Origin of the sequence: Microbacterium sp. GbtcB4, from assembly GCF_019091465.1 — a bacterium.
Lineage (GTDB): Bacteria > Actinomycetota > Actinomycetes > Actinomycetales > Microbacteriaceae > Microbacterium > Microbacterium paraoxydans.
In genome coordinates this window covers 321,135-344,336 of the sequence record NZ_JAGXJJ010000001.1, presented here as the reverse complement: position 1 = coordinate 344,336, position 23,202 = coordinate 321,135, and the positions used below count along the sequence as shown (strand labels likewise).

Below are 23,202 nucleotides of genomic sequence, written 5' to 3'. Positions count from 1 at the left end.
GCGGATGCCGCGACCGCGCGGGGTGCGCGGCCGCGGCATCGGCGGATTCCGGTCGTTGCGTCAGGGCGTGGCCCGGCGGAACGCGAGGAAGGAGACGGCGCTGAGGACGGCGACGACCACGAGCCCCCAGAGGGCGAGGCCCACGGCGCCGAGGTCGAGGATGCCGAGCCACACGTCTCCCCACAGCTCGAGCCGCGTCACGAGGAACACGACCCCCACGAGGAGGAGCGCCAGGGCGACGCCCACGATGGTGAGCACCATCGGGCCCCAGCTCTTGTAGATCGTCGCGCCGGTGAACCCGACCACGAAGAAGAACAGGGCGAGGGTGAAGTAGACGACGAAGGCTCCGAGTGGTCCGGCCTCCCACAGCCACGGCAGGTGGAACACCCAGCCGTTCACGCCGTACCCGTTCGTGGCCAGCTCGATCGCGCCGCCGAGGAGGAACAGCAGACCGAGCAGCGCGCTGCCGAGGATCGCGGTCAGCAGGGTTCCGATGAAGAACTCGCGCCGGGTGACGCTCATGGCCTGGGAGAACGGGAAGGTCAGCGTCATGGCCGACAGCCCGATCGCGAAGAAGTACCACAGCGGTGCCTGGCCGCCTCCGCCGTACTTGGGGGCGTCGCCGGGGATCATCGCGTAGATGAGGACCGAGATCACCACGGCCGAGGCGAGGATGATCAGCGGCACCCAGACGAAGGTCTGCCGGTTGATGAGCTGCAGGCGGATGACGTTGAGTGTGCGTCGCATCAGCGGACTCCTTCCGTGGTGGCGTCGGCTCTGGTGCCGGTGCGGGTCTCCGACTTCTGGGTGAGGCGGACGATGAGCTGCTGCAGCGAGACGGGGGCGAGGTCGAGGCCCGCGGCCCGCACCTCCGCGCGATCGTCGGCTGTGAGGGCGCCGAGCACGGTGACGGAGGCCACGCGACCGAGCTCGTCCCGGTGCAGCACCTCGCGATCGCCGACCCAGGCGTCGACCTTCGCGGCATCCCCGACGACGGTCACGGCGCGGTCGCGGACGGCATCCGTGTCCTCGTTGAGGAGGATCTGGCCGTTGTCGATCACGATGACCTTCTCGATGAGGTTCGCGACCTCGTCGATCAGGTGCGAGGAGAGGATGATCGTGCGCGGGTGCTCCGCGTAGTCCTCCACGAGACGGTCGTAGAAGATCTGCCGGGCGACCGCGTCGAGTCCCAGATAGGGCTCGTCGAAGAACGTGATCTCGGCGCGGGAGGCCAGGCCGATGATCACGCCGACCGCGGAGAGCTGCCCGCGGGACAGCTTCTTGATGGTCTGCTTCATCGGCAGCTGGAACTCCGCGATGAGCTCGTCCGCGAGGCCCTGGTCCCAGTGCGGGAAGAACAGGCGGGCGGCGGCGAACGCGTGCCGCGGGGTCGCGTCGTCCGGGTACTTCTGGCTCTCCCGGACGAAGCAGATCCGGCCGAGCACATGCGCGTTCTCGTACGGGTGCTCGCCGAACACCTTCACGGTGCCGGAGGATTCGAAGTTCTGGGCCGTGAGGATCGACATGAGTGTCGTCTTCCCGGCGCCGTTGCGGCCGAGCAGCCCGTAGATCGAGCCTCCCTCGAGGGCGAGCGACACGTTGTCGAGCGCCCGCTTCTCCTTGTAGCGCTTGGTGAGGTTCTGCACCTCGATGACGGCGGTCATGCGGGGTTCTTCCCTTCTGGGGTGGGGGCGGATGCGGCGCGCTGACGGAGCAGGTCCGCGAGGTCTTCCGCGCCGAGGCCCAGCGTGCGGGCCTCCGCGAGGAGCGGGTCGATGTAGCGGTCGGCGAAGGCCGCGCGGCGCTCGCCGAGGAGCAGGTCCCTGGCGCCTTCCGAGACGAACATGCCGATGCCTCGGCGCTTGTGAAGCACTCCCTTGTCGGTGAGCATGGCGACTCCCTTCGCGGCGGTGGCGGGGTTGATGCGGTAGAACGCGGCGAGCTCGTTCGTCGAAGGGGCCTGCGCCTCCTCGGCCAGCGAGCCGTCGAGGATGGAGTCCTCGATCTGCTCGGCGATCTGGAGGAAGAGCGGCTTGCCTTCTTCGATCACGAGTCCTCCGTGGTTGCTGGGTTACTTACTTGACTAAGTAACCACGGAACCAGCCACGGTGTCAACCCCTCTGGATGTGGACGGGCACAGCTTCGGAGATCTCCGTCGACATGCCGCCCGACGGTCGGTTCTGGCGGCGTGTCGGCCGTCAGCTCCGAACTTGTGCACGGGGAGGGGGTGAGGCCGGCCGCGTACAGTGGGCTGGTGCCGGAGTTCCCCTACAGTCGTCTGCGTCGCTGGCCCGACGTCGAGGCGGACAACCTCCAGGCCCACGATGCGACCGATCTGCTGCTGGTGGAACGGGCGCTCGCTCTCGACGTGCCGGGGTCCGAGACGGTCGTGATCGGCGACGAGTACGGCGCGATCACGCTGGCTCTCACGGCGGCTGGGCGGCGCGGGATCCGGGTGCACCAGGACCTCGCGACCGGACGCCGCGCGCTCGCCCGCAACGCCGAGGAGCTCGGGATCGGTGGGTTCACCCCGCACGAACTCGACGAGGGCCTGCTCACCGGTGCACAACTGGTGCTGCTGCAGCTCCCGAAGGCCCTCGCCGAACTGGAGGAGATCGCGGATGCGGTCGCCCGGTGGGCTGCGCCTGACGTGGTGCTCGTCGCCGGCGGTCGAGTGAAGCACATGACTCTGGCGCAGAACGATGTCCTGGCGCGGAGCTTCGCCCAGGTACAGGCGCAGCGCGCCGAGCGGAAGTCGCGGCTGCTCGTCGCCTCCGAGCCGCTCCCGGTGCCCGAGTCGCCGCCGTTCCCGGTCTCCGCGCGGCACGGCGACCTCGTCCTCGTGGCCCACGGCGGCGCCTTCGCCGGGTCCCGCCTCGATATCGGCACCCGGGTCCTGCTCGAGGTGCTCGGCCTGGGCGGTCCACAACTCAGGAGAACAGAGGTGACACGCGCCGAGAACGAGCGGAACGGCGGCGAGAGCAGCCGTTCTTCCGGAGTTGTGAACGGCGGGCGCCGCGTCCTCGACCTCGGCTGCGGGACCGGCGCGCTCGCCGTGTCCTGGGCACTCGCCTCCCCGCGGGACCGGGTCGTCGCCACGGACCGCTCGGCCGCCGCCGTCGCCTCCGCCCGTGCCACCGCGTCGGCGAACGGGGTGGCCGATCGGGTCGAGGTCATCCACGACGACGCGGGCTCGGCGCTCGCCGCGGGGAGCTTCGACACGGTGCTCCTGAATCCGCCGTTCCACCTCGGTGCCAGCGTGCACACCGGCGCCGCGACCCGCCTGTTCGAAGCCGCCGCGCGTCTGCTCCGCCCCGGCGGCGAGCTGTTCACCGTGTACAACTCGAGCCTCGGCTATCGGACCGAGCTGACCCGGCTCCTCGGCCCCACCGAGCAGCTCCGGCGCACCCCGAAGTTCACCGTGACGCGCACCGTCCGACGCCCGTGAACGCGGTGCGCCGAGATTGCTAGGCGCTCGTACTATCCCCCGGTCAGCGGCGGAAACCCGGGCGGCTCCGTGGCGCAGGATTTGCCGCTGACCGGCCATTTCGTTACGTTGGTTGGCGGGCCTGACGGCCCATAGACCAGTCCGCGGTCACGTCCTTCCTTCGATGAGCTGTGCGGCGAAGAGGCGTGGGCGTACGGTCGATCCCCTCTGCGGCGGATCCGAAATCCGCCGCCTGTGCCGCCACAGCGAAGACGTCGAACGGCCTCGTGAGGATCACCCGGACGTGACCGAAGCAGGCTCAGCCACCCGAAGGCCGAGCCGCAGGGGAAACGTGTCCGAAACAGCACTCGAAGCGCGCCATCTGTACAAGGTGTTCGGGAGGAATCCGAGCGCCGCCGTCCGTCGACTGAAGGCCGGGGAGAGCCGTGCCGCCGTCGCCGACGCGGGGACCGCCGCCGTCATCGACGCCAGCTTCACCGTCAACCGCGGTGAGATCTTCGTCATCATGGGCCTGTCCGGATCGGGCAAATCGACCATCATCCGCATGCTGAACGGCCTGCACGACATCACCGCCGGCACCGTCACCGTAGGGGGCGACCCCATCACCGGGATCCCGGCCGCCCGCCTCCGGGAGATCCGCCGCGACCGCATCTCGATGGTGTTCCAGCACTTCGCGCTGCTGCCGCACCGCACGGTCGCCGCGAACGTCGCCTACCCGCTCGAGCTCAAGGGCGTCGGCAAGGCCGAGCGCCAGGCCAAGGCTGAGGAGATCCTCGCCCTCGTCGGGCTCGAGGGCCAGGGCGACAAGCTGCCGTCCGAGCTCTCCGGCGGCATGCAGCAGCGCGTCGGCATCGCCCGCGCCCTCGCGGCCGACAGCGACATCCTGCTCATGGACGAGGCCTTCAGCGCGCTCGACCCGCTGATCCGCCGCGAGATGCAGGAGCAGCTCCTGGAGCTGCAGCAGAAGCTCCAGAAGACCATCGTCTTCATCACGCACGACCTCAACGAGGCCATGTTCCTCGGTGACCGCATCGCCGTCATGCGCGACGGCCGCATCGTGCAGATCGGCACGCCGGAGGACATCCTCATGGACCCGGCGAACGACTACGTCGAGCAGTTCGTGCAGGACGTCGACCGCGCCCGGGTGCTCACCGCCGCGAACGTCATGGAGCGTCCGCGCCCCGTCGTCGCCGAGTCGGCCGGTCCTCGCACTGCGCTCCGCCAGATGCGCGACGCCTACATGTCGGCGACCTACGTGGTCGGCAAGGACCGCCAGCTCGTGGGCGTCGTCACCGATCGCGACGCCGTGAAGCTCGTCCGTCAGGGCGCCACGCGCCTCGACTCGATCATCAAGCCGGTGCTGCAGAGCGTGCGCGAGGACGACGTCCTCATGAACCTGTTCGTCCCCGCCGTCGAGTCGCCGCTGCCCCTCGCGGTGACGGATGCCGACGGCCGCCTCGCGGGCGTGATCCCGCGCGTCACGCTGCTCGCGGCGCTCGGTCCCGGGCCCGGAGCGACCGAGGAGATCCTGCTGCCGATGACCCCCATGCCCCAGGCCGAGATCGACGCCGTGCTCGACGACGGGTGGACGGCCGAGCCCGGCCCTTCGACGAGCTCAGGGACCCAGGGCGGGTTCGCCTCAGGGACCCAGGGCGGGTTCGCCTCAGGGACCCAGGGCGGGTTCGCCTCAGGGGCCCAGGTCGACACGGAGGAGGTGCGCTGATGGACGGTTTCCGCATCCCCGTGGGCGACTGGGTCGCCGCCGGTGTCGACTGGATCACCGCCAACCTCGACGGCCTGCTCGACGCGGTCTCGTTCGTGGTGAGCTTCCTCGTAGACGGCCTCACCCGTCTGCTCCTCACGCCGCACTTCGCCGTCATCATCGTGATCGCGGCGCTGATCGCCTGGCTCGTGCGCTCGTGGCAGCTCGCCATCGGCACGATCCTGTCGTTCGGGCTCATCGTCGCCATGGACCTCTGGGTCCCGGCGATGCAGACGCTCGCCCTGGTGCTCGTCGCCGCCGTCGTGGCCGTCCTGATCGCGGTGCCGCTCGGCATCTGGTCGGCGCGCAATGCGACCGTGCGCGCGACGCTCAAGCCGGTGCTCGACTTCATGCAGACCATGCCGGCCTTCGTGTACCTGATCCCGGCGATCGTGTTCTTCGGCATCGGCGTGGTGCCCGGACTCGTCGCCACCGTGATCTTCGCGCTGCCTCCCGGCGTGCGCCTGACCGAGCTGGGCATCCGCGGCGTCGACGCGGAGACCGTCGAGGCCGGCCACGCCTTCGGAGCGACGCCGGGGCAGATCCTCCGCGGGATCCAGCTTCCCCTCGCGATGCCGACCATCATGGCCGGGGTCAACCAGGTCATCATGCTCGCCCTGTCGATGGCGGTCATCGCCGGCATGGCCGGTGCCGACGGGCTCGGGAAGATGGTCGTCGAGGCGATCTCGACCATCAACATCCCCAAGGGTGTCGAGGCGGGACTGGGCGTCGTGCTCATCGCCGTGTTCCTCGACCGGGTGACCGCCGCTCTGGGTGCCCCCGGCGAGAATCGCTCCTCGCTCCTCGGCATGCTGAAGCGTCGCGGTTCGTCCCGGCCCTCCGCCCCCGTGGCGTCGGAGCCCGCAGCCTCCGCGCCCGCCGAGGAGGCTTCGACCGAATCCGAGCTCGCCCGCGCCTGAGCCCCCGCGTCCCCCACCCCCTTTCGTCCGGTGCGGGACGGAAAAGGGGCGCGGGGGCGCGGATCCCGGCACGGTTTCGATCCCGGCACAGCTGTCCCGCGGCCTCGTCCGCACCTCCTGAATCACATACGGAACGCAAGAGAGAGAGTCACATGAAGAAGAAGATCCTGACCATCACCGCCCTCGGGGCTGCCGCAGCGCTCACCCTCGCCGGATGCAGCGGCGACGGCGCCGGCGGCACGAGCGGTGGCGGCGACGGCGCCGACGACAAGGGCACCATCACCCTCGGGTTCCTGCCCTCCTGGACCGACGGCCTCAGCACCGCCTACCTCCTGCAGGACCAGCTCGAGAAGATCGGCTACACGGTCGAGATGAAGACGCTCACCGAGGCCGGCCCGCTCTACACCGGGCTCGCGCAGGGCGATGTCGACATCTACCCGTCGGCGTGGCCGGAACTCACCCACGCCTCGTACATGGACAAGTACGGCGACGACATCGAAGACCTCGGCAAGTACTACGAGAACGCCAAGCTGACCCTCGCGGTGCCGGAGTACTCCGAGCTCACCTCGATCGAGGACCTCGCGGGCAAGGGCGCCGACTTCGACGGCAAGATCTACGGCATCGAGCCGGGTGCGGGCCTGACCGCCCAGACCCAGAAGATGATGCCCGAGTACGGCCTCGACGGCGAGTACGAGCTCGTCACCTCGTCGACCGCGGCGATGCTCACCGAGCTGAAGACCGCGACCGACAAGAAGGAGGACATCGTCGTCACGCTGTGGCGTCCGTTCTGGGCCAACGACGCCTTCCCCGTGAAGGACCTCGAAGACCCGAAGGGCGCCATGGGCGAGGCCGAGGCCCTGCACTTCCTGGGTACCGCGGGCTTCGCGGACGAGTTCCCCGAGGCTGCCGAGCTGATCGAGAAGATCAAGCTCGACGACGAGCAGTACGGCGCGCTCGAAGACCTCGTGGTCAACGAGTACGGCGAGGGCAAGGAAGCCGACGCGGTCGACGCGTGGCTCGAGGAGTACGGCGACCAGTTCGACTGGACCGTCACCAGCTGACACCCGTCGCACGTCTCGAAGGAGGGTCTCCCGCGCCGGGAGGCCCTCCTTCGTCGTGGGTGACCCCACTTACATTCCGGTACGGGAGGTGGAAGCATGGCGCGAAACCGGCGGGTCGACCGGCCCGCGGATGGGGGGACACGACCATGTGCACAGGACTGAGTTTCACGACCGCCGACCACTACTTCGGGAGGAATCTCGATCTGGAGTTCTCGTACAACGAGACCGTGACCGTCACACCGCGGAACTTCCCGTTCCCGTTCCACCGGCTGCCGTCGTTGCCGACGCACCACGCGATCATCGGGATCGCCACGATCGCCGACGGCTACCCGCTCTACTACGACGCGGTCAACGAGAAGGGGCTCGGCATGGCGGGGCTCAACTTCCCGGACAACGCCCACTATCCGGCGCCGGGGTCGGGGGACACCGAGGTCACGCCGTTCGAGTTCATCCCCTGGGTCCTCGGACAGTTCGAGACGGTGGCCGAGGTGAAAGAGGCGCTGCGGTCGGTGAGTCTCGTCGACATCGACTTCAGCCCGGAGTTCCCGCTGTCGCCGCTGCACTGGATCATCGCCGACAAGAGCGCATCGATCACGGTCGAGAGCGTGCGCGGCGGCCTCAAGGTCTACGACAACCCTTGGGGCGTGCTCACGAACAACCCCACGTTCGACATCCAGAGCTTCCGGCTCAACGACTATCAGCACCTCTCGAAGCGGCAGCCGGAGAACACGTTCGCCTCGGACGTGCCGATGGACCTCTACAGTCGCGGCATGGGAGGGATCGGGCTGCCGGGCGACTTGTCGTCATCGTCGCGGTTCGTGAAGGCGGTGTTCACGCGCATGAACTCGGTGTGCGGGACGACGGAGTCGGAGTCGATCAGCCAGTTCTTCCAGATCCTCGGCTCTGTCGCCCAGCAGCGCGGGTGCGTGCAGGTCGGCGATGAGGAGAAGTACGAGATCACCATCTACTCGTCGTGCGCCAACACCGCCACGGGCGTGTACTACTACACGACCTACGAGAACAGTCAGATCACCGGCGTGGACATGCACAAGGAGGATCTCGACGGGTCCGAGCTCGCGGCGTATCCGCTCGTGAAGGGGCAGCAGATCGCGATGCAGAACTGATCTCCGCTCCGCGCAACCCCCTCATCGGGCGGGCGGCCGCGGCGTAGCCTGTGGCCGTGGACGGGTTCGCGGCGGTCGACTTCGGGTTCGCCCGCGAGGTCCTGCAGCGGGGCATCGCGGCGCTGTACCTCGTGGCATTCGTCTCGACGCTCAACCAGTTCCGTCCGCTCCTCGGTGAGCACGGGCTCCTGCCCGCGCCCGTGCTGCTGGACTGGGTGGCGCAGAAGCGCGAGCGCCGGAAGCTGCTGCACCCCACGCTCTTCACCCGCGTCCGCTACACCGACCGGCGCCTGGTCGCGCTGTGCGGGGCGGGGATCGTCATCGCCGCCCTGCTCATCGCCGGGGTGCCGCAGCTCGGACCGCCGTGGGTGCCGATGCTCGCCTTCCTCGCCCTGTGGTTCGGCTATATGTCGGTCGTGAGCATCGGGCAGACGTTCTACTCCTTCGGGTGGGAGATGCTGCTGCTGGAGGCGGGGTTCCTCGCGGCCTTCCTCGGCTCGAACGACCAGCCGCCGCCGACCGTGGTGATCGTGCTGTTCTGGTGGCTGCTGTTCCGGCTGGAGTTCGGTGCGGGGATGATCAAGATCCGCGGCGGACGCGAGTGGCGCGACCTCACCGCGATGACCTTCCACCACGAGACCCAGCCGATGCCCGGGCCGCTGAGCCGCCAGGCGCATCTGCTGCCGCGGTGGTTCCACAAGCTCGAGGTCGTCGGTAACCACGTCGCGCAGCTGGTCGTGCCGTTCTTCCTCTTCGCCCCGCTGCTGTCGCTGTGGCTCCCCGGTCCGGTGCCGCAGATCGTCGGCGCCGTCGCCGGCGGCATCGTGATCGCGACGCAGCTGTGGCTCGTGCTCACCGGGAACTTCGCGTGGCTGAACGGGGCGACGATCGTGCTCGGATTCTCCGCGATCGGCCTCCCCGGCATCGGGACTCCGGAGCGGACGCCGGAGACCTCGCTGCCGTGGACGGTGTCTGGCATGCCGCTGTGGTGGGTCGTGGTGACCTCGGCGGTCGGGGTGCTGTTCGTCGTGCTGAGCGTGCCCGCCGTGCGCAACCTCTTCGCTCGACGGCAGCTCATGAACGCGAGTTTTCACCGCTGGCAGCTCGCCAACGCCTACGGAGCCTTCGGCACGGTCACGCGGGAGCGGATCGAGATCGTCGTGGAGGGGTCGGACGACGAGGAGGGCCGGCACTGGCGCGAGTACGAGTTCCGCGGGAAGCCGGGGGACGTGCGGCGGATCCCGCGGCAGTTCGCCCCGTATCACCTGCGGCTGGACTGGCTGATGTGGTTCCTGCCGCTCGGGCACTCGCTGGACGACTGGTTCTCCGTGTTCCTCGTGCGGCTCCTGGAGGCGGATGCCCCGACGCTGCGGATGCTGCGCGTGGACCCCTTCGACGGCGAGCGGCCGCGGTGGGTGCGCGCCGTCTCGTACCGCTACCGCTTCACGACCCGCGCCGAGCACCGTGTCGACGGCGCCGTCTGGGTCCGGACCGGTCGCCGCGTGGTGCTCGGTCCGGTCGGTCTCCGCTGACTTCGAGTCGCACACTGTGCGGCAAGTCCGGGCCGGATGGAGCCATTCGGGCGATTCGGACGGCCGCCGAGCGCGGCGAAACGCCCCGGCCGGGGAGAGTCCCCGGTCGGAGCGTTCCGTCTCGCTTGACGTCGATCAGCTGACCTTCTTCCGGTACGAGATGATCGCGAACACGTAGGCGACCACGAGGATCCCGACGCACCAGGCGAGAGCGACCCAGATGTCGGACCCGACCGGCTCCCCCGCGAACAACGCCTGGATGGTGTCGACGATCGAGGTCACCGGCTGGTTCTCCGCGAACCACTGCACCGGTGCCGGCATGGTGTCGGTCGGCACGAACGCCGAGCTGATGAACGGCAGGAAGATCAGGGGATACGAGAAGGCGCTCGCACCGTCGACCGTCTTCGCGTTCAGGCCCGCGATGATCGCCAACCAGGTGAGCGCCAGCGTGAACAGCATCAGGATGCCGATCACGCCGAGCCAGGCCCAGACGCTCGCGCCGGTGCGGAAGCCCATGAGGAACCCGACCCCGAAGATGATCGCGAGGGTGATGGCGTTCGCCGTGAGGGACGTGAGCACGTGGGCCCACAGCACGCTCGACCGGGCGATCGGCATGGAGTGGAACCGCTCGAAGATGCCGCTCTGCATATCGGTGAACAGCCGGAACGCCGTGTAGGCGATGCCCGACGCGATCGCGATGAGCAGGATGCCCGGCAGCAGGTAGTTCACGTAGTTCTCGGCGCCGGTGCTCTGCTGGAGCGCGCCGCCGAAGACGTACACGAACAGGAGCATCAGGGCGATCGGGGTGACCGCGGTGGTGATGATCGTGTCGGGGCTGCGGAAGATGTGCCGCATGGAGCGGCCGGTGAGCGTCGCCGTGTCGGCGGCGAAGTGCGTGGTCATGCTGCATCTCCTCTCTGGACCGGGGTCCCCGCCCGGGTCCCGGCCTGGGTCCCTGAGCCTGTCGAAGGGCCGATGAGGGTGAGGAAGATCTCCTCGAGGGTGGGCTGCTTCTCGACGTACTCGACCTTCGCGGGCGGAAGGAGCCGCTTCAGTCCGGCGAGCGTGTCGTTCGCGATGATGCGGCCCTCGTGCAGGATCGCGATGCGGTCGGCCAGCTGCTCCGCCTCATCGAGATACTGCGTGGTGAGCAGCACGGTCGTGCCGCCGCCCGCGAGCTCCTTCACGACGTCCCACACCTCGATGCGCGACTCGGGGTCGAGGCCCGTGGTCGGCTCGTCGAGGTAGATGACCTCGGGGTCGCCGACCAGGCTCATCGCGATGTCGAGCCGGCGCCGCATCCCTCCGGAGTACGTGCCGACCTTGCGGCCCCCGGCCTCGGCGAGCCGGAAGCGCGCGAGAAGCCGATCGGCCACGGCGCCGGCGTCGGGGAGATGCCGCAGCTTCGCGACCAGCACCAGGTTCTCGCGTCCGGTGAGGATCTCGTCGACCGCAGCGAACTGTCCGGTGAGGCTGATGCTCTCGCGCACTCCGACCGGGTTCGCCGCGACGTCGATGCCCTGCACCGTCGCCGTGCCCGCGTCGGCCGTGAGCAGCGTGGAGAGGATGCGCACCATGGTGGTCTTTCCCGCGCCGTTCGACCCGAGGAGGGCGAAGATCGATCCCCGCTCCACCTCGAAGTCGACGCCGCGCAGCACGTGCAGCTCCTTGTACGACTTCTCGATGCCGTGCACCGAGAGGGCCGGCGTCGTCATGACTCGTCCTCCTTCTTCCTCGCCTCCGCGACCGCCTTGTTCAGCCGCGCGCGCTCCTTGTCGACCCACTGCGTGCCGCCGTAGGCCTCGGCGTAGTTCTCGGCGAACTCCACGGGGTCGTCGCCGATGATGTCGTCGATCGGGGTGCCGTCGATCGCGGCGCGCTCCCACAGGTCAGCGAGGTCGAGGAAGATCTGCACGAGGGTGTCCCCGTCGGTGATCCCCCCGTAGTACATCGTGTAGCGGTGCTGGGCGTTGGCGACCGTGCGGTACGGCTCCGGCAGAGCCTCGATCTGCGCCTTCGCCTGCTTGTACTGCTTCTTCTGCTCGAGCGATCCGGTGAGCGCTTCGATCCATTTGGCGGCCATGTCAGTTCTCCTTGTTCGTGGTGTTCGTGTTGAGTCGTTCGATGTGCGTGCGGAGGAAGTCCCAGGTCGTCCAGAACTCCTCCAGCTCCTGGCGGCCCTGCGCGTTGAGGGTGTACACCTTGCGGGGCGGGCCCTTCTCGCTCGGCACCTTCTCGACGTCCACGAGCTTCTTCTGCTCGATCCTGACCAGCAGGGCGTAGACGGTGCCTTCCGCGGTGTCGGTGAATCCGTGCTCCCGCAGGCGCGCGGTGATCTCGTACCCGTAGGCCGGCTGCTCGGCGAGGAGGGCCAGCACGATGCCCTCCAGGGTGCCCTTGAGCATCTCGGTCATCTGCTTGCCCATCGTCCCCTCCTCTCGTTCCTGTGTCTTCCGTTCGGTACTCAGTATTGCTGGGTACCGGTACAAAGTAACACTGAGTACCGGTACTTAGCAACACCGAATACTGAATCTTTTCGCCGGGACCCCGGGTACGCGGCGAGACCCCGGGCTGCAGACGCGAAAACCCCGGGGCGTCGACGACAACCCGGGGTCTCAGCGAAAGAGGGGAGGGAGCGGAAGCGTCAGCCGCGGAGATAGGCGAGGACGGCGAGGACGCGGCGGTGGCCGCTGTCGCTGGCGGCGAGCCCGAGCTTGGCGAAGATGTTGCCGATGTGCTTGCTCACCGCGGTCTCCGTCACGAACAGGCGTGCGGCGATGGTGGTGTTGTCCAGGCCCTCGGCCATGAGCCCGAGCACCTCACGCTCCCGCGGAGTGAGGGTCTGCACGGGGTCGTCGGCGCGACGTCGGCTCATGAGCTGCGAGATGACCTCGGGGTCCATGACCGTGCCGCCGGCTGCCACGCGGCGAAGCGCGTCGACGAACGCGGCGACCTTGCCCACGCGCTCCTTCAACAGGTAGCCGAGGCCGTCCGCCCCCGCCGCGAGGAGCTCCCCCGCGTAACGGTCCTCCACATACGCCGAGAGCACGAGCACCGGGAAGCCGGGGCGGCGGGCTCTCGCCTCGGCCGCGGCCTTGAGCCCCTCGCTGGTGAAGGTCGGCGGCATCCGCACATCGACCACCGCCGCATCGGCCTCGTCGAGGAGGGCGAGGAACCCGTCCGCGTCCGGCACGGCGCCGATCACGTCGAAGCCCTCGCTGCGCAACAGGAGCGCGAGGCCCTCCCGCAGCAGGGTGTCGTCCTCCGCGATCACGATCCGCATGGCAGCTCCGTCCGCAGGATGGTGGGTCCCCCGGCGGGACTCGACAGGTCCATCGTGCCCTCGAACGCCTCCACCCGGCGTCGGATCCCGGCGAGACCTCCGCCCGGACGCTCGATCGCGCCGCCGGCCCCGTCGTCCTCCACCGTGATGAGGAGCAGCTCGCCCTCCCGCTCCACGCGCACGGCGGCTCGCGTGGCGGCGCTGTACTTGTTCACGTTGGTCAGCGCCTCCGCGACCACGAAATACGACGCCGACTCGACCGCCGCCGGCACCCGGCCGATGTGCGCGGCGTCGAGCGTGCACGGCACGACGCTGCGCCCGGCGAGCGACGCGAGCGCCCCCTCGAGACCCAGTTCATCGAGGATCGGCGGATAGATGTCGTGCACCGTGCGCCGGAGGCCGGCGAGGGCATCGGCCGCGGCATCCTGCGCACGGTGCAACGGCTCGATCACATCGCCGCCGGTCTCCTGGGCGCGCTCCGCGATCCCCAGCATCATCACGACGTTCACCAGGCGGTTCTGGGCGCCGTCGTGCAGATCGCGCTCGATGCGCCGGAGCTCGGCGGCGTGGGCATCGAGCGCGGCCGCGCGGCTGAGCGTCAGCGCGTCGACGCGGGCGGCGAGGCGCGACTTCTGCGGCGTCGCGAGGAGCCTCGCCGAGACGAAGGCCACAAGTCGGGCGACCACCGGCACGAGGAACAGCGCAGCCACCGCGTAGGCGAGGGCGACGAGCGGCATGGTCCACGCGAGCTCCCACGACGTGACGGGGTACGGCGAGCCGACCGGGTCGTCGGCGGGCGCGAACTGCCAGTACCAGGTGACCGCGAGTGTGTTGACGGCGGACAACGGCAGCGCGAGCGTCAGCAGCGACAGCCACATCACCGGGAAGGCGTGCACGGTGAGCCACAGGGCGTCGCGGGCGGTGGTGCGGGAGAAGGCGAAGCGGAGCCGTTCGTCGATCGTCGCGCCGCGCGGCAGCGTGCGCCCGAGTGGCGGCAGATCCTCCCCGCGTCGTCGTCCGATCCGTCGCCGCGCGCGGTCGCTCCAGGCGTGCAGCACCTGCACGACCTGCGGAAGCAACAGCACCCCGCCGGTGATGAGCATGAGCGGCAGCAGCACGAGGATGACGCAGAACAGCGCGAGGGACACGACGGAGGCGCCGAGTTCGACGGCGAGGAACCGCGCATCGGGCAGCCATCCGCGCAGCCACCGGCGCATCCATCCGTCCTTCACCCTGCAAGTCTGCCCGAGCGCCCCGCCGCCCGCGGTAGAGCCAGCTCCACCATCGATGCGGGACCGGGCGGGATGGGGGCGGTCGCCCGGCGTTCCTACCGTCGAAGCATGACCTTCCTCTCCTCTCCGCCGCTCGTCGAAGCGGCCCCGGCCGAGGCCCTGCGCCTCAGCGGCCTCGTCAAGACCTATGGCAACGGCAGCGCCACGGTGACCGCCCTCCGCGGCATCGATCTCGCCATCGCCCGAGGCTCGTTCACCGCGATCATGGGGCCATCCGGCTCGGGTAAGAGCACGCTGCTGCACAGCGCCGCAGGGCTCGACCGCCCGACCAGCGGCACGGTGCACCTCGGCGGCACCGAGATCTCCGCGCTCACGCCCCGGCAGCTCACGGCCTTCCGCCGCGACCACGTGGGGTTCGTCTTCCAGGCCTACAACCTGCTTCCGGCGCTCAGCGTGGAGGACAACATCACCCTCCCGCTGCGCCTCGGACGGCAGGGCTTGGATCATCGCTGGCTGGAGACCCTGCTCGACGCGGTGGGTCTCACCGACCGTCGCCACCGCCGCCCCGCCGAGCTCTCCGGCGGACAGCAGCAGCGCGTCGCGATCGCCAGGGCGCTCATCACGCGACCGCACGTGGTGTTCGGCGACGAGCCCACCGGCGCCCTGGATTCCCGCACCGGGAAGCAGGTCCTCGATCTCCTCGCCCATACCGCGAAGGAACTGCACCAGACCGTTGTGGTCGTCACGCACGACCCGGTGGTGGCTTCGCACGCCGACCGGGTGATCTTCCTCGCCGACGGGGCGTTCGCCGGACATCTCGACGGCGGCAGCCCGCAGCAGATCACGGATCGCATGAGCACGCTGGGGGAGTGGTGATGTCCGCCTCGACCCTCGGGCTCGGGCGCATCGTCCGCGCCGACCTCCGTCACCATCGGCGCAGTCTGGCCGGGGTGTTCGTCGCCATCTTCGTCGCGAGCGCGCTCGTCACGGGGCTCGGCGTGCTCGTCGAGTCGGGCATCCGCGGTGGCCTCGCCCCGCAGCGCTACACCGCCGCCGAGGTGGTCGTCGGGGCAGCGCAGCAGGTCGACGTGCCGGAGGACCTGCCGGTGCCGCTGCGTGAGCGTGCCCCCGTTCCCGACGACGCCGCGCGGGAGATCGCCGCGCTGCCCGGAGTCGAGGCCGTGGTCGCCGACGTGACCGTGCCCCTGGCGCTCCGGAACGGGACGACGGATGCCGTGGTCGAGGCGCACCCCTGGTCCGCGACGGCGCTCACCGGCTTCACGCTCGCGGAAGGCCGAGAACCCGCTGCCGGTGACGAGGCCGTGGTGCTCGCCGGTGCCGGCCATGCCGTGGGCGACACCCTTCCGCTGGCCCACGGCGGCACCCCGGCGACCTTCATGGTCGTCGGCCTGGTGACGGCAGAGGCGCTGCCGGAGCGTGCGGTGCCGGTGTTCCTGACGGACGAGCGCATCCGCGACCTCGACCCGCACGGCGGCGCCGCGCAGGCGCTGGGCGTGTTCGTCGACGGGGACCCCGAACCGGTGGCGACCGCGATCCGCGAGGCGTTCCCGCAGCTGGTCGCCCGGACCGGAGACGCCCGCGGCGACGTGGAGTTCCTCGACTCGGCGGCGGCACGCACCCTGCTCGTCGCGATCGGCAGCGCCTTCGTGGGCACCTGCATCCTCGTCGCCCTCTTCATCGTCGCGGGGACGCTGTCGCTGTCGGTGCAGGCGCGTCGGCGCGAGTACGCGCTGCTCCGTGCCGTCGGGGCCACCTCGTCGCAGGTGCATTCCCTCATCGCCAGGGAGGTGCTCACGATCGCGGTCGTCGCCGCGCTGCTCGGGATCGCTCCGGGGTACCTGCTGTCCTCCGCGCTGCAGTCGGCGTTCGTCGCGGGCGGCGTGATCCCCGGCGACTTCGCCCTCGCGCTGAGCCCGTTCCCGGCACTGGCCGCCCTGGTGCTGGTGCTCGGTTCGGCCTGGGGTGCGGCGCGCATCGCCGCGCGGCGTCCTGCCCGCCTCGATCCCATCGAGGCGCTGCGCGAGTCGTCGACGGGTCCTGGTCCGATCGGCCTGCCCCGCGTCATCACCGGGATCGTCTTCGCCGCCGCCGGGGTCTCGATCTCCACCGTCCCTCTGACCGTCCGCGGAGACGCCGCCGTCGGTGCGTCGGCCGGTGCGGCGATCCTGCTCATCGTCGCTCTCGCGCTGCTGGGGCCGTGGCTCGTCGCCCTGTGCGTGCGCCTCGTCGGCCCCGTGCTGCGCCGCTCCTCGGCGGCTGGATTCCTCGCCGCCGCCCACACCACCGCGGGCAGCCGGCGCATGGCGGCCGCCGTCCTCCCGATCGCCCTCGGTATCGGGTTGGGTCTCGTGCAGATCGGCGGGCCGGCGATCGTCGCGGACGAGGCGGCGACCCAGGCGAGGGCCGGGGTCATCGCCGACCTGCGGGTGGCGGCCCCGGCCGGGCTCTCCCCCGACGTCGTCGGCGGGCTGCGCGGCAAGCCGGGGGTGACTGCCGCGACCGGCGTGGTCGTCAGCACCGCGGTGATCGACTCGCTCGACATCGAAGGCACGGTCGAACGCACGGAGTACGTGCTGCAGGGTGTCGACCCGGCGACGGCGGACGGCCTGCTCGACCTGCGGGTGCGGGAAGGGTCTCTCGCCGCCCTCGACGGCGGTGCGACCGTCGCCGTCAGCGCCGATATGGCCCACACGCTCGGCCTCGACATCGGCGACCCGGTGACGGGCGCGCTCGGCGACGGCTCACCCCTGGAGGCGACCGTGGTCGGCATCTACCAACGAGGTCTCGGCTTCGGGGATCTCACCATGGCCGCCGACCACATCCGCGCGCACACCTCCGCAGGACTCGACTCGTTCGCGCTCGTGTCGGTGGACGGTTCGGGCGCGGCCGACGCCCTCGCCGCCGACGGTCTGCAGGTGGCCCCGGGGTCGGGGCAGAAGGCGAGCACGACCGGTGCCGTCTCGCAGCAGGGGTGGGTGAGCCTCATCGGCCTGCTGGTCATCCTCGGGTATATCGCGATCGCCGTCGTGAACACCCTCGTGATGGCGACGGGGGAGCGGTCCCGGGAGTTCGCCCTCCTGCAGCTCATCGGCGCCTCCCGGGGCCAGGTGCGCGCCACGATGCGCACCGAGGCGATCCTGACCGCGGGTCTCTCGATGGTCTTCGGCGTGCTGGTGGCGATCCCGCCGCTGATGGGCATGAGCTACGGCATCTCCGGGCAGCCGCTCCCGGCGATGCCGGTGCTCGGCTCCCTCGCGATCATCGGCGGCATGGGGGCGCTGGCCCTCGTCGCGCTGCGCGTCGCGACGGAGGCCGCGCTGCATCGTCGTCCGATCGAGGAGATCGGCTCCCGCGAGTAGCTCCGCGACCACCGGAGGGCGCATCGGGATCCCGGTGCGCCCTCCGGCGTGCGCCGGGGGTGAAAACGAGGGGTGAATTCCTCCGCTTCGGCCGGAGGGCTCCGCGGCGGACCGGCAGGCTGGCGGAGGCCCGGACCGAGTCCACCCTGCCCGAAAGGGTGCTCGGCGGTCGCCTGAGGGGGCGGGGGCTTCCGTGTGCGCGGATGCGTGCCGGAACGCGATGAATGGGGAGAGCAGTCATGGGATTCCGTGTTGCCCGCAAGGACCGCACGTCCGATGGCCTTCCGCCGGAGCGGCACAGCCGCTGGCGGGGCCGGACGAAGAGGCTGATCGGCGGTGCCGTGAGCACGGCGCTCGTCGCGTCGTCGATGATCGTCGTCGGCGGGGCGCTGACCGCCGCACCGGCCGCCGCGGCGGAGCCGTTCCTGTGCACGCCCGGAGCGGTGTACGTGCAGAGCGCCACCGAGGTGCGCGAGTTCGCCGTGAACGAGCAGGGCGGTGCCCCCGGCGACGGCGGCACGCTCGGCTCCATCAACCTCGGCGCGAACCACTCCAACAACGCCCTCGGGCTCTCCTCGACCGGGCGGTACGCCTACACGGTCACCAATGCCGCGGGAACCAAGACGCTGGCCAAGCACGACCGCGTCACCGACACGACCGCGCAGACGACGTTCACGCTGAACTCCTCGGTGCTGCGCGGTGCCGTGCACCCCGTGACCGGCGTCTACTACTTCGCCAGCGGCACGGTGAACGGCGCCATCAACCTCTACGCGTGGAACGAGAAGGTCACGCCGCAGGACTACGTGCAGGTCGGAACCCTCCGTCCGACCACGGGCAGCAGCGCGTTCGGCGCCAACGGCGACATGGCCTTCAGCGCCTCCGGTCAGCTCGTGCTCGTCGCCGACAACTTCATCTACTCCTCCGACCTCCCGGCCACGCTCGAACCCAGCACCGCGACGATCGACGCCAAGCAGGTGCACGACATGGGCGCCGGCGTGCAGGGCAACGGCATCGCGTTCGGCAACCTCGGCCACATCTTCGTCTCGGTCTCCGGCGGCGGCAACCGCATCATCGAGGTCGACCTGCCGCGCGGGCAGACGGTCAACACGACCCAGCTCGGCACCTTCTCGCCGACCGACATGGCGAGCTGCACGTTCCCGAACACGCTGACGCTGAAGAAGGACCTCCCCGAGGGCCGCCACGCCGCGACCGATCAGTTCGGCCTCCGGGTGCAGTCGCCGGCCGGCTACCAGGTCGCGCAGACCGACGCCGTCACCCGCGGCGACCGCTCCGGTCTGCAGCCGGACTACGCCGGTCCCGTCTTCACGAACCAGGGCGACACCTTCCGGCTCTCCGAATCGGCGGCGGGCTCGACCGACCTCACGAAGTACGACGCCTCCCTCGTCTGCCGGCAGGTGAACGCCGACGGCTCGACCACCCCGGTGGCCGTCACTGCCGACGGACAGGTCACCCAGCCGGCCGGTCCGCTGGGCACCGACGTCACCTGCACGTACACGAACGTCCGCCTCGCGCCGGACCTCGCTCTCCGCAAAACCTCCGACCCCGCCGACGGCACTGCGGTGCAGGCCGGCCAGCGACTGACCTACACGGTGCAGGCCGAGAACACCGGCAACACCCGCCTCGACCCGGTCACCGTGAGCGACGACCTGTCGGGTGTGCTCGCCAACGCCGCGTACCAGGGTGACGTGGCGACGACGATCGACGGTGACCCGGTGTCGTCCGGCGCCGCCACCGTCACGGGCGACGACCTCGCATGGACCGGTGCTCTCGAGCCCGGGCAGGTGCTCACGATCACGTACTCCGTCGTCGTCGACGAGGGCGTGGAAGGCGAGCGCATCGCCAACCGCGTCACCGCATCGGGCACCCCGCCCGGGGGGCTGCCCCCGACCACGCCTCCGGCCGTCACCACCGAGCACCCGGTCGCCGGCTTCGAGGTCGCGAAGACCTCCGACCCCGCCGCGGGCACCGTGGTGGAGCCCGGCCAGACCATCGAGTACACCGTCACCGGCACGAACACCGGCGCGACCGTCCTCGACCCGGTGACCGTCACCGACGACCTCTCCGGCGTGCTCGCGAACGCCGCGTTCAACGACGACATCACGACCACGGTCGGCGGCACGACCGTGACCACGGGCGGTGCGACCCTGACCGGGAACGACCTCGCCTGGACCGGAACGCTCCAGCCCGGACAGACCGTGACTATCACGTACTCGGTGACCGTGGGCGACGACACCTCCGGCGAGATCCTGCGCAACAGCGTGACCGGATCGGGCACCCCGACCACCCCGAATCCCGGCGACCCGACCGGGCCGCAGGTTCCCGGTGAGCCGATCGTCCCGCCGACGGTCACCACCGAGCACCCCGTGATCGGCTCCGGCTTCACCATCTCGAAGTCGGCCGACCCCGCCTCCGGCACGGCCGTGTCGGCGGGCGACACGATCACCTACACGATCACCGGCACCAACACGGGCGACACCGACCTCGATCCCGCGGAGATCGTCGACGACCTGTCGGGCGTGCTCGGCTCCGCCGGCTACAACGACGACGTCACGGCCGACCGCGGCTCCGTGCGGGTCGCCGACGCCACCCTCACCTGGACCGGGGCCATCCCGCGCGGGGAATCGGTCACGATCCGCTACACGGTGACGGTGGATGCGGGTGTCGAGAAGGCCCTGCTGCACAACGTCGTCACCGGATCGGCCACGCCGCAGATCCCGACCGACCCCGCCGACCCCTCCGGAGCGAAGACCCCGGGGACCCCGATCGTCCCGCCCGCGGCGGAGACGGAGCACCCCGTCGTCGACACCGGCTTCGAGGTCTCGAAGTCGGCCGACCCGGCCTCCGGCACCGCCGTCCGCGCGGGCGACACCCTCACCTACACGGTCTCGGGCGTCAACACCGGCAACACGGTCCTCGACCCCGCGACCATCGTCGACGACCTCTCGGCCGTCCTCGCGAACGCGGAGTACGGCGGCGACGCGAAGGCCTCGTCCGGATCCGTCGCGCTCTCCGGCACCACGCTCACCTGGACCGGAACGCTCGCTCCCGGCGACCGCGTCGACATCACCTACACGGTGACGGTGGACGAGGATGCGACCGGCGTGCTGCTCCGTAACACGGTGTCCGGTGAGGGCACCCCGCTGATCCCGACCGACCCGACCGACCCGGAGAGCCCGACCACGCCGGGCACCCCGGTCGAGACCCCGCCGGCGACGACGGAGCACCCCGTCGCGACGCCCGGGTTCACCGTCACCAAGACGGCCGACCCGGCGACGGGCACGCGCGTCGACCCCGGCAGCGTGATCACGTACACCGTGACCGGCCGCAACACGGGCGACACCGTCCTCGACCCGGTCGAGATCGGCGACGACCTGCGCGCGGCGCTGGCCCACGCGTCGTACAACGACGACGTGTCCGCCACCCGCGGCGACGTCCGCGTGGCCGACGGCGCCCTCTCGTGGAACGGCGTGCTGCGTCCCGGCCAGGACGTCGTGATCACCTACTCGGTGACCGTCGACGCCACCGCCGGCGGCGAGACCATCGCGAACACGGCCACCGGAGAGGCGACCCCGCTGATCCCCGCCGACCCGAGCGACCCCGAGAGTCCCACGACTCCCGGCACGCCGATCACGCCGCCGCCGTCGAGCACGGAGCACCCGGTGAACGAGCCCGGCTTCACGTTCGCCAAGACCGTCGACCCCGCCGCCGGTACCGCTGTCGACCCGGGTGACGTGCTCACCTACACGCTGACCGCGGTCAACACGGGCCAGACGGTGCTCGACCCGGTGACGATCACCGACGACCTGTCCGGTGTGCTGCCGTACGCGACGTTCAACGCGGATGCCGTGGCGAGCATCGCGGGTGCCGCTGCGGCTCCCGCGACCCTGGACGGCACCGAGCTGTCGTGGACGGGGGCGCTCGCGGTCGGCCAGACCGTGACCGTCACCTACTCCGTGACCGTGAGCGCCGAGGGCGTCGGCACTGTGATCGAGAACGCGGCGTCCGCGACGGCGACCCCGCCAGGAGGATCGACGATCACCCCGCCGCCCGGTGTCACGACCAACCCGGTCAACGAGCCCGGATTCTCCGTCTCGAAGAGCGTCGACCCGGCTGCGGGCACGGCGGTCGACCCGGGCAGCGTCCTCACCTACACGGTGACCGGTGTGAACACGGGCGAGACGGCTCTCGACCCCGTCACCATCGCCGACGACCTCTCCGGTGTCCTGGCGCACGCGGAGTACAACGACGACGCGACCGCGACGATCGGCGGCACGGCGACGACCGCGCCGACGGTGGCCGAGGACCGGCTGTCCTGGACGGGTGCGCTGCAGGTCGGCGAGAGCGTCACGATCACGTACTCGGTGACCGTGCGCGCCGAGGCCGGCGGCGCTGTCATCGAGAACTCGGCCTCCGGCTCGGCGACCCCGCCGGGTGGGGTGCCGCCGATCGAGACGCCGCCGGCGACGACCGAGAATCCCGTGAACAAGCCCGGCTTCGAGCTGCGCAAGTTCGCCGATCCCGCGTCCGGCACCCGGGTCGACCCGGGCAGCGTCGTCACCTACACGGTGACCGGCGTGAACACGGGAGAGACGGCGCTGGCTCCGGTCCGCATCGTCGACGACCTGTCGGCCGTGCTCGCCCACGCCGCCTACAACGGCGACGCGACGGCGACCCTGAGCGACGGCACCACGTCTGCTCCCGTCGTCGCGGGCGACGAGCTCACCTGGGCCGGTGACCTCGCGGTCGGCCAGCGCGTCACGATCACCTACTCGGTGACCGTGCACGGCGACGCCGGCGGTGCGATCATCGCGAACACCGTCGAGGGTGCGGCCACGCCTCCCGGCGGCGCCGAGCTGACCCCGCCGCCGGTGACGACGGAGAACCCCGTCGGCACCCCGGGCTTCACGTTCGTCAAGTCGTCCGACCCCGCATCCGGCTCCGCCGTCGCGACGGGCAGCGTCGTGACGTACACGCTCACCGGCACCAACACCGGCGAGACGGGTCTGGACGAGGTCGTCGTCACGGACGACCTGACCGGAGTGCTGCGGCATGCCGACCTCCGCGGCACGACGACCGCCACGGTGGGTGACCGTGTGGTGGCCGCGCCGACGATCGACGGCACGACGCTGCGCTGGACCGGCAGCCTCGCCGAGGGAGAGCGCGTCGTGATCACCTACGCGGTGACCGTGCACGCCGACGCGGCGGGGGCGACGCTGCGGAACGTGGCCACCGCCTCGGCCACGCCTCCCGGCGGGGAGACGATCACCCCGCCGACGAGCACGACCGAGAACCGGGTGCTGACGCCGCTCGCCCTCACCGGCGGACAGCTGGCGCCGTGGATCCTCGGCCTCGCGATCGCCCTGCTGATCGGCGGCGCGGTGCTGCTGGTGGTGCGACGTCGCCGCATGCAGAGCTGACGGTTCCGAAGAAGGAGGCCCC

At 70.5% G+C, this 23,202-nt stretch carries 18 protein-coding genes; 9 read left to right on the top strand and 9 right to left on the bottom strand.

What is annotated here, in order from left to right; all coding sequences use genetic code 11:
- Nucleotides 1-60: 60 nt before the first annotated feature.
- From KVS71_RS01550 to KVS71_RS01540, 3 genes are read right to left on the bottom strand one after another with little or no spacing between them, the layout of a single operon-like run.
- Nucleotides 61-747 carry a hypothetical protein gene (locus KVS71_RS01550; RefSeq protein WP_060923261.1) on the bottom strand — a complete coding sequence of 229 codons (687 nt, stop codon included), beginning with the start codon at nucleotides 745-747 and terminating at the stop codon, nucleotides 61-63.
- Nucleotides 747-1,664 (bottom strand): ABC transporter ATP-binding protein, encoded by a 918-nt coding sequence (locus tag KVS71_RS01545; RefSeq protein ID WP_217583164.1) that lies wholly within the window; start codon nucleotides 1,662-1,664, stop codon nucleotides 747-749. The genes KVS71_RS01550 and KVS71_RS01545 overlap by 1 nt, the downstream gene beginning before the upstream one ends.
- Nucleotides 1,661-2,050 (bottom strand): GntR family transcriptional regulator, encoded by a 390-nt coding sequence (locus KVS71_RS01540; RefSeq protein WP_060923259.1) that lies wholly within the window; start codon nucleotides 2,048-2,050, stop codon nucleotides 1,661-1,663. Before KVS71_RS01540 ends, KVS71_RS01545 begins: the two co-directional genes overlap by 4 nt.
- Before the next feature lie 204 nt (nucleotides 2,051-2,254).
- On the opposite strand from KVS71_RS01540, the gene KVS71_RS01535 reads away from it, so the two are divergent.
- The 6 genes from KVS71_RS01535 (at nucleotide 2,255) to KVS71_RS01510 (ending at nucleotide 9,847) form a co-directional block, all read left to right on the top strand.
- Nucleotides 2,255-3,448, top strand: a complete 1,194-nt coding sequence (locus KVS71_RS01535) for a methyltransferase (protein ID WP_217583156.1) — start codon at nucleotides 2,255-2,257, stop codon at nucleotides 3,446-3,448.
- A 331-nt stretch (nucleotides 3,449-3,779) separates the two neighbouring features.
- Complete coding sequence (locus tag KVS71_RS01530; RefSeq protein WP_368874529.1) at nucleotides 3,780-5,171, top strand: glycine betaine/L-proline ABC transporter ATP-binding protein; 1,392 nt, start codon at nucleotides 3,780-3,782, stop codon at nucleotides 5,169-5,171.
- The gene (locus tag KVS71_RS01525) at nucleotides 5,171-6,130 is read left to right on the top strand and encodes a proline/glycine betaine ABC transporter permease (RefSeq protein ID WP_060923286.1); all 960 of its coding nucleotides are present in this window, start codon (nucleotides 5,171-5,173) and stop codon (nucleotides 6,128-6,130) included. Before KVS71_RS01530 ends, KVS71_RS01525 begins: the two co-directional genes overlap by 1 nt.
- 152 nt (nucleotides 6,131-6,282) lie before the next feature.
- Nucleotides 6,283-7,191, top strand: a complete 909-nt coding sequence (locus KVS71_RS01520) for a glycine betaine ABC transporter substrate-binding protein (protein WP_060923285.1) — start codon at nucleotides 6,283-6,285, stop codon at nucleotides 7,189-7,191.
- 146 nt (nucleotides 7,192-7,337) lie between these two features.
- Entirely contained in the window at nucleotides 7,338-8,315 is a 978-nt protein-coding gene (bsh, locus tag KVS71_RS01515) for a choloylglycine hydrolase (protein ID WP_060923284.1), read from the top strand.
- A 56-nt stretch (nucleotides 8,316-8,371) separates the two neighbouring features.
- Nucleotides 8,372-9,847, top strand: a complete 1,476-nt coding sequence (locus KVS71_RS01510; RefSeq protein WP_217583154.1) for a lipase maturation factor family protein — start codon at nucleotides 8,372-8,374, stop codon at nucleotides 9,845-9,847.
- A 135-nt stretch (nucleotides 9,848-9,982) separates the two neighbouring features.
- On the opposite strand, the gene KVS71_RS01505 is transcribed toward KVS71_RS01510, so the two are convergent.
- The 6 genes from KVS71_RS01505 to KVS71_RS01480 all read right to left on the bottom strand — a co-directional run bounded on the left by KVS71_RS01505 (nucleotide 9,983) and on the right by KVS71_RS01480 (nucleotide 14,362).
- Nucleotides 9,983-10,750, bottom strand: a complete 768-nt coding sequence (locus KVS71_RS01505; protein ID WP_126894264.1) for an ABC transporter permease — start codon at nucleotides 10,748-10,750, stop codon at nucleotides 9,983-9,985.
- Nucleotides 10,747-11,562 (bottom strand): ATP-binding cassette domain-containing protein, encoded by an 816-nt coding sequence (locus KVS71_RS01500; protein ID WP_217583152.1) that lies wholly within the window; start codon nucleotides 11,560-11,562, stop codon nucleotides 10,747-10,749. Before KVS71_RS01500 ends, KVS71_RS01505 begins: the two co-directional genes overlap by 4 nt.
- On the bottom strand, nucleotides 11,559-11,930 hold the full coding sequence (locus KVS71_RS01495) for a DUF1048 domain-containing protein (protein ID WP_217583150.1): 372 nt from the start codon (nucleotides 11,928-11,930) through the stop codon (nucleotides 11,559-11,561). The genes KVS71_RS01500 and KVS71_RS01495 overlap by 4 nt, the downstream gene beginning before the upstream one ends.
- A 1-nt stretch (nucleotide 11,931) precedes the next feature.
- Nucleotides 11,932-12,273: a PadR family transcriptional regulator gene (locus tag KVS71_RS01490; RefSeq protein WP_144881578.1), complete on the bottom strand. Its 342-nt coding sequence runs from the start codon at nucleotides 12,271-12,273 to the stop codon at nucleotides 11,932-11,934.
- Nucleotides 12,274-12,491: 218 nt separating this feature from the next.
- Nucleotides 12,492-13,130, bottom strand: a complete 639-nt coding sequence (locus tag KVS71_RS01485) for a response regulator transcription factor (protein WP_105949014.1) — start codon at nucleotides 13,128-13,130, stop codon at nucleotides 12,492-12,494.
- Nucleotides 13,118-14,362: a sensor domain-containing protein gene (locus KVS71_RS01480; RefSeq protein ID WP_368874528.1), complete on the bottom strand. Its 1,245-nt coding sequence runs from the start codon at nucleotides 14,360-14,362 to the stop codon at nucleotides 13,118-13,120. Before KVS71_RS01480 ends, KVS71_RS01485 begins: the two co-directional genes overlap by 13 nt.
- Before the next feature lie 108 nt (nucleotides 14,363-14,470).
- On the opposite strand from KVS71_RS01480, the gene KVS71_RS01475 reads away from it, so the two are divergent.
- From KVS71_RS01475 to KVS71_RS01465, 3 genes are all read left to right on the top strand, one after another.
- Nucleotides 14,471-15,238: an ABC transporter ATP-binding protein gene (locus tag KVS71_RS01475; protein ID WP_217583148.1), complete on the top strand. Its 768-nt coding sequence runs from the start codon at nucleotides 14,471-14,473 to the stop codon at nucleotides 15,236-15,238.
- A complete protein-coding gene (locus tag KVS71_RS01470) occupies nucleotides 15,238-17,742 on the top strand; it encodes an FtsX-like permease family protein (protein ID WP_217583146.1) in 2,505 nt (834 codons plus the stop codon). The genes KVS71_RS01475 and KVS71_RS01470 overlap by 1 nt, the downstream gene beginning before the upstream one ends.
- A 239-nt stretch (nucleotides 17,743-17,981) precedes the next feature.
- Nucleotides 17,982-23,180, top strand: coding sequence for an isopeptide-forming domain-containing fimbrial protein (locus tag KVS71_RS01465; protein WP_217583138.1), 5,199 nt, complete (start codon nucleotides 17,982-17,984; stop codon nucleotides 23,178-23,180).
- Nucleotides 23,181-23,202 lie beyond the last annotated feature (22 nt).